We start from the raw sequence: 6698 nt of genomic DNA on the forward strand, positions 1-6698 counted from the left end.
GTTGGAAGCATAATGATTCCGACCTTGATAGCTGCAGGTGTTCATCCGGCCATGGCTGCCGCTACTGTTCTTGCGGGAACGTGGGGAAGCGCAATCAGCCCGGGCAACGCGCATAACCCGTTCGTTGCCGAGCTTGCAGGTACGGATATGATGACAGTCATTATCAACGAAACCCCTGCCTCGGTGGTTGCATCTATAGCCTGTGTTATCGTGATGACTGCTTACGCGCATTTCATGAAGGAAGGCGCGTCTGACGAAAGAAGAAAAGAATATCTTGAGAAGGTAGCTGAGGAAGAACACCTTCAGATGAGCAATTTCAAAGTCAATCCGCTTCGGGCGATTGTGCCTGTAGTTCCATTGCTCCTTTTGGTTCTTGGCTCAAAACAGGTTGGCATTCTGCCTGCAATGGGAGTTCCTCTTTCAATGATTATCGGTGTAGTTCTTGGACTTCTCGTTACCTGGTCGGACGCACAGGAGGTATGCCGTAACTTCTTTTCCGGTATGGGCGCCGCTTATGCTGATGTTATCGGTCTGATTGTCTGTGCAAGCGTCTTTACTACAGGTATGGCAGCCGTTGGTCTTACAGGCGCACTGACCGAACTTATGAAGGGCTCTCAGTCCATTGCTGCTGCAGCGGGCACCTTCGGCCCATTCTTTATCGCGGTTATCTCCGGCTCCGGTGATGCGGCTGCATTTGCATTCAACGGCGCGGTTACACCCTTCGCCGAACAGTTCGGAATGACTATCATGGACCTTGGTTCTCTGGCGCAGATTGCGGGAGCTATGGGACGCTCTATGTCTCCTGTCGCAGGTGCGGCTATTATCTGCTCAGGGCTTGCAAAGGTCAATCCGATTGAGGTATCGAAGAGAAACTTCCTTCCTTGCCTTGTTTCGGCTATTGTACTTATGATTATGCTTTAATCAGACATGAAGGAGAGAGAATATCATGTCGCAAACTGCTGTGATTGACGAAAAACGTGTACTGGAAGAATTTTTTGAGCTTGTAAAAATTCGCTGCTCAACACACGACGAGCGTGAAATCGGAGACCTTCTGACGAAGCGTCTTACTGAGCTTGGCGGTACGGTGCATGAGGATAATGCAGGAGAAAAGCTTGGCGGAAACTGTGGGAATCTTGTTGCGGATTTTCCTGCTTCCGATGCTGCCCATGAAAATGTACCGACCATAATGCTCACAGCACACATGGACTGTGTTGAGCCGTGTGAAGGGGTAAAGCCTGTTCTGGATAACGGAATTATCCGCTCAGACGGAACCACAATACTTGGTAGCGATGACAAAGCCGGAGTAGTGGCTATCCTTGAAGCGATTAGGCAGCTTAATGAAAAAAATATTCCGCACGGTCCTATGCAGGTGGTTTTCACAACTTCGGAGGAAAACGGAGTACACGGTTCGCAAAATCTTGATACAAGTCTTTTGCATTCCGATTACGGATTTACTCTGGATACTCATGGTCATCCAGGTTCTATGACATTCATGGCTCCCGGGAAGAATCAGCTGCACATTCATATAGAAGGCAAAGCAGCTCACGCGGGAATTGCGCCTGAAAACGGAATCAATGCAATAGTCGCGGCAGGTAAGCTATTGGCGGATGCTCCGCAGGGACGTATAGATGAAGAAACGACCTGCAATGTGGGGCGTATCGTTGGCGGAAACGCTACAAACGTCGTCGCGGACGTCTGCGATATATATTATGAAAGCCGCAGCCGTGATAAGGCAAAGCTTGATAAAATCACGCAGGATATTGTTGAGCACTTTGAAAAAGGTGCTGCCTCCGTGAATTGCAAAATCACCGCAGAGATTAGCCCGGATTACGGACCGTATGTGCTTGAAAAAGATTCACCGGCTATTCAGCTGGGGAAGAAGGCTGCAGAAAAACTTGGTTTCCCGGTCGCACTTGAAGAATCAGGTGGCGGCTCTGACGCAAATCATTTCAATACATACGGCGTACCAACAGTTGTTCTTGCCGTCGGTATGGAAAATGCACATACAAAGGAAGAATATATAGAAGAAAAAGACCTTTATGACGCTGCCCGCTGGGCACTTCAGATTGTCATAGAAGGCGCGGAACTGAAAAAGTAAAAATTAACGGAGCCATGACAGAATGTAAAAGCATTTTGTTGATGGCTCCGTTTTGTTGTGTGATAAGATAAATTGTCATAACTTAAGATTGATGTGTGGCCGATTTTTATTTTTTATAAATTTATTCATTAAATTAAAAAGGATTTTTTCATGTCATATCGAATTATACCAATAGAGGTTTTATAATCTAAATTTCATAAAAATCGGGTGCAGCCGGATGCCCTGATTTAAAATATATGTTCTGACGGAGTTAGGTGTAACAATACTCATGAAAGGATTTCAAGGGAGGGTTGTGCAATGTTTAGTTTTTCTTCAATGAAGACGCGCTTCATTGTAATCATCGTTGGCGTATCTGTTTTTTCGATGCTCGTTTTGGGTGCGTTTTCTACGTATGAAATGGTTCAGAAGAAAGAGCAGGATATCAAGGCCTTTCGTAAGGAAGCTGAAGCAGCTGTCGAAATGAGACTGAAGCAGGAAACGGAAATTGCTGTCAGTGTCATTGACCAGATGCACAAGCAGCAGCTTGCCGGAAAAATGACTGAAGAGCAGGCGAAAAAAGCCGCTGCCGACCTTGTGCGGGACATGCGTTACGATGACGGAAAAGGATACTTCTGGATTGATACGGATCAGGGCGTAAATGTCGTCCTGCTTGGACGCGATACAGAAGGAAAATCCCGTATAGGCTCGAAAGACCCCAGCGGACGTCTTTTCATTCAGGAAATGATTAAGAACGGCAAAAAAGACGGCGGAGGATTTACGGACCTGATGTTTGCAAAGCCCGGCGAGTCAACACCGCTTCCGAAACGCAACTATACCGTCGAATATAAGCCGTATCATTGGGTTCTCGGCACAGGCGTATGGATTGACGATATTGATGAAATGTGTGCGGCAAAAGAAGCGGAAGGCGCCGCGGCACTCCGGAGTCAGCTGATTCAAATGCTCGTATGCCTTGTCGTCCTTATTGTCGTGTTCAGCGCATTTGCTTTTTGGACCGGCGTACGTATTTCGAAACCGCTGCAGTATGTTGAGGAACGTCTTACTGCTATGGGCGGCGGTGACTTCTGCAAGAAAAACAGCAATCCTGAAATAGAGCAGGAGCTTATGGAACGTCCGGATGAGCTTGGAAGTATGACACTCGCCATGACAAAAATGCGGAGCAATGTCAGCGTACTGATGAAAAAAATCAGCGAGTCATCGGAATATGTGGCATCTTCTTCTGAGGAGCTCACATCAAGCGCGGAGCAGTCCTCAGAGGTCAGCGAGTCCGTTGCGAATTCCGTTGTAAATGTTGCAAGCGCATGTGCGGAGCAGACTACATTGGTTGCCAGCGCAGCCGAGCAGTCGGAAAATCTGCAGAAATATATGGATGACTTTGCTGATCGTCTGAAGGGAGCAACAGAGCAGATTCAAAGGACAAGCGACGCGGCAGCAAACGGCGGCGCGACCATCAGCGAGGCCGTTCAGCAGATGAAGGAAATCAAGGAAGCAGTTGGTGAGACGGCCAGGGTTATCGGAGCACTTGGCGAATCCTCGAAAGAGATTGGTGCTATCGTAGACGCTATCTCGTCTATTGCTGAACAGACGAATCTGCTTGCACTCAACGCGGCAATTGAGGCTGCACGTGCCGGAGAGCATGGCCGTGGATTTGCTGTTGTAGCAGACGAGGTCAGAAAGCTTGCTGAGCAGTCCCGGGAGCAGGCAGGAGAGATTGCAAACCTCATTCATGGTATTCAGCAGGAGTCCCAAAATGCTGTTGATGTAATGCAGCAGGGCATTGAAAAAGTCGATGGAGGAACAGTAGCCGTCGACAGCGCGGGCTCTACATTTAATGAAATCGTGAAGATGGTATCTCAGGTAGCAACGGATTCAGAACACATGGCAGAGCTGGTTAAAAACCTCAAAGGCGGGGCAGACCATATCACAGAAGCCATCGAATCCATTGATGAGAAGAGCAGAAGCGTTGCATCCGAGGCAGAATCTGTATCGGCAGCAACGGAAGAGCAGACGGCCTCCATGCATGAGATTGCAGCGGCAAGCCGCAAGCTTTCCGAGATGGCAGGAGACCTCCAGGAAGTAGTAATAAAATTCAAAACCTGAGTCCGGTAAAAGGAACCCATCGCTCCTGCGCAGCACGTTCCCTTTCGTTGCATCAAGGACTCTGTTTATAAATTGAAGGTATGTAATTGGATTTTTGTTGTTAGAATAAGGAGAGATGTGGAATGGAAGAAATTTTATCACGCTTTAGCGTCAAAAAGAAAATCATGGTGCTCATTTCGATACTGTTCATTGTCGTAATGCTGAGTTTGGGCATCGTGCTGGATCGGGTTATCACGAAGAGCGAAATGCAGAACTTTGAAGAAGAGACAAAGATGCAGGCTGAGCAGGTCGATGCCTCTATGGACCTCTTCCTGCGCGGGCTTCGTGACAGTGTTAAAAACATGGCGAATGACCCGATTCTCAGGAACGGCGGAAATATTACCGTCTATATTGACGGCGCCGCAGGAGCTGACGGCATGATTGCCATGGACCCGCAGGCCAAAGGCGGCTTCGAGCTGCAGGCATACCAGCTGTTTCAGCGCCTTGCCGAGTCGCATAAAGAGTCTATTTCGGTAGTAAGCTACGGAACGACTGACGGCGGATATCTCCAGTATCCGGCAGTAAAACGTAAGAAGGGCTATGATTCCCGTAAACGCAGCTGGTTCAAAGACAGCATGGCAGACGTAAATGCCGTACGTATTACGAAACCCTTCAAAACATCGAAAGGAACACCGACTGTTGGTATCTTTGCCACGGTTAAGAGCATGAGCGGTCAGCCGCTTGGTGTTCTCGGTATCAACATCGACCTTCCTGTCGTTACCGACATGATTGGAGAAATCAAAATCGGAGAGACAGGCTACATCATGATGCTGGATGCTGACGATATAATCGTCGCAGACCCGAAGCATCCTGACGAAAACTTCAAGAAGCTGGCTGAATCCGGTCTCGGTGAACTGGCTTCGATGGACCTGAATGCAAAAGGTCTCAAGGAAATCACACTTGACGGCACAAAGAAATTTGTGAGTGTCTATAGCTCCAACGCTACAGGCTACAAATACGTCACGATTGTTGACAAATCCCAGATAATGGCAAGCGTCAACAGTATGCGTACTATTTTGGCAGTCGTGCTGGTGGTTGCTCTTGTACTGATTTTCTTTGCAACCATGTGGATTTCGAACATCATCGTTAAACCGCTTAAAGGACTTGAAGCTTCCGCTGCGCGCATCGCAAACGGCGACCTCCGTCAGGAGGACCTTCTCATCGAAGCAGATGATGAAATCGGACATCTTGCAGAGTCCTTCAACCAGATGACAAAACAGCTCAAAAATCTTCTCGGCAAGATTAAGGGCAGCGCTGACGAAGTATTCAACTCGTCCGCGCAGATGTCACAGGGCGTTGAGCAGGTAGCTCAGACTATCACTCACGTAGCTGAAAGTGTAGGAGATATCGCAGAGTCTGCTACACAGCAGAATGAAACCATGAATGGCATGGTGGCTAATATCCGCGATATGTCGGATCAGGTAACTAACATTGCCGATTCCTCCGAAGAAATCAGCAAATCCTCCGGCAAAGCAGGTCAGGCCGCTCTCGACGGTGTCAATGCCATCGAGTCCGCTGTTGCGCAGATTCGTGACGTGTTCGATACCGTAAACGATTCCGCGAAGGCAGTCGGCGAGCTTGGACGCCGCTCCGAAGAAATCGGCGAGATTGTAGGTACTATCAAGAGCATTGCCGAGCAGACGAACCTCCTTGCACTCAACGCAGCTATCGAGGCTGCCCGTGCCGGTGAACAGGGCCGCGGATTCTCCGTCGTCGCTGACGAAGTCCGCAAGCTGGCTGAACAGTCTGCTGAAGCAGCTCAGGAAATCGCTGAAAAGATTGGCGGAGTCCAGCAGGTCACAGTACAGGCTGTTGAAAGCATGACGGCAGGCACAGAAAAAGTCCGTGTCGGCAGCGAAGCAGTTGAGGACGCAGGCAAACAGTTCAAACTCATTGCCGACCACATCCGCATCGTAGATGACATGGTAAAAGAATCTGCAGTCAATGCTACCAAGGTTGCTGAAAAGAGCAAAGGCGTCCTCACAGACGCGGAAGATGTGGAGCGTTCCACGAAGAAAGTCACGGAGAACATCACATCTATCTCGGCAGCAACGGAAGAACAGTCTGCTTCCATGGAAGAGATTGCGGCATCCAGCCATCATCTCTCCACTATGGCAGAAGACCTCCAGAAAGAATCCAGCCGTTTCAGATTCTGATGAACAACAAACACCTCCTTATGACTTATGTCATTTGGAGGTGTTTTTGTATGCGTTAAGTCCTGATTTTTAAAGAAAAAGAAAAATTTTATAAAATTTATCAGATAAATACTTAAGATGTATCGGTAATGAGCGATATATAAGTAGAAATCTTTTTCGGTATGCATTCTGAGGATAGAATGCATAGAACGATGTTCATGATCAAGGAGGAAGAAAATCATGGCTATGGTAATTAAGAATAATAAGGAATCGTTGAACACGATTAACACCCTTAACAAAAATAATAAAGCTAAAGGCAAAAGCATGGA

At 48.0% G+C, this 6698-nt stretch carries 4 protein-coding genes; all 4 read left to right on the top strand.

Features of this window, described 5'->3' with window-relative positions:
• The coding region (gene dcuC, locus ACY69O_RS04820) for a C4-dicarboxylate transporter DcuC (RefSeq protein ID WP_462332334.1) at positions 1-921 on the top strand (921 nt) is incomplete at its 5' end.
• Positions 922-961: 40 nt separating this feature from the next.
• Complete coding sequence (locus ACY69O_RS04825) at positions 962-2098, top strand: M20/M25/M40 family metallo-hydrolase (protein WP_462332337.1); 1137 nt, start codon at positions 962-964, stop codon at positions 2096-2098.
• 297 nt (positions 2099-2395) lie between these two features.
• Positions 2396-4195, top strand: a complete 1800-nt coding sequence (locus ACY69O_RS04830) for a methyl-accepting chemotaxis protein (RefSeq protein WP_462332335.1) — start codon at positions 2396-2398, stop codon at positions 4193-4195.
• 122 nt (positions 4196-4317) lie between these two features.
• Positions 4318-6390 (top strand): methyl-accepting chemotaxis protein, encoded by a 2073-nt coding sequence (locus ACY69O_RS04835; protein WP_462332336.1) that lies wholly within the window; start codon positions 4318-4320, stop codon positions 6388-6390.
• The last annotated feature ends 308 nt before the right edge of the window (positions 6391-6698 follow it).

The sequence above is a fragment of the Schwartzia sp. (in: firmicutes) genome (assembly GCF_978017985.1).

Coding starts and splice junctions, on each gene's coding strand:
- ACY69O_RS04830 (WP_462332335.1), top strand. CDS start 2,396: ATGTTTAGTTTTTCTTCAATGAAGACGCGCTTCATTGTAATCATCGTT.
- ACY69O_RS04835 (WP_462332336.1), top strand. CDS start 4,318: ATGGAAGAAATTTTATCACGCTTTAGCGTCAAAAAGAAAATCATGGTG.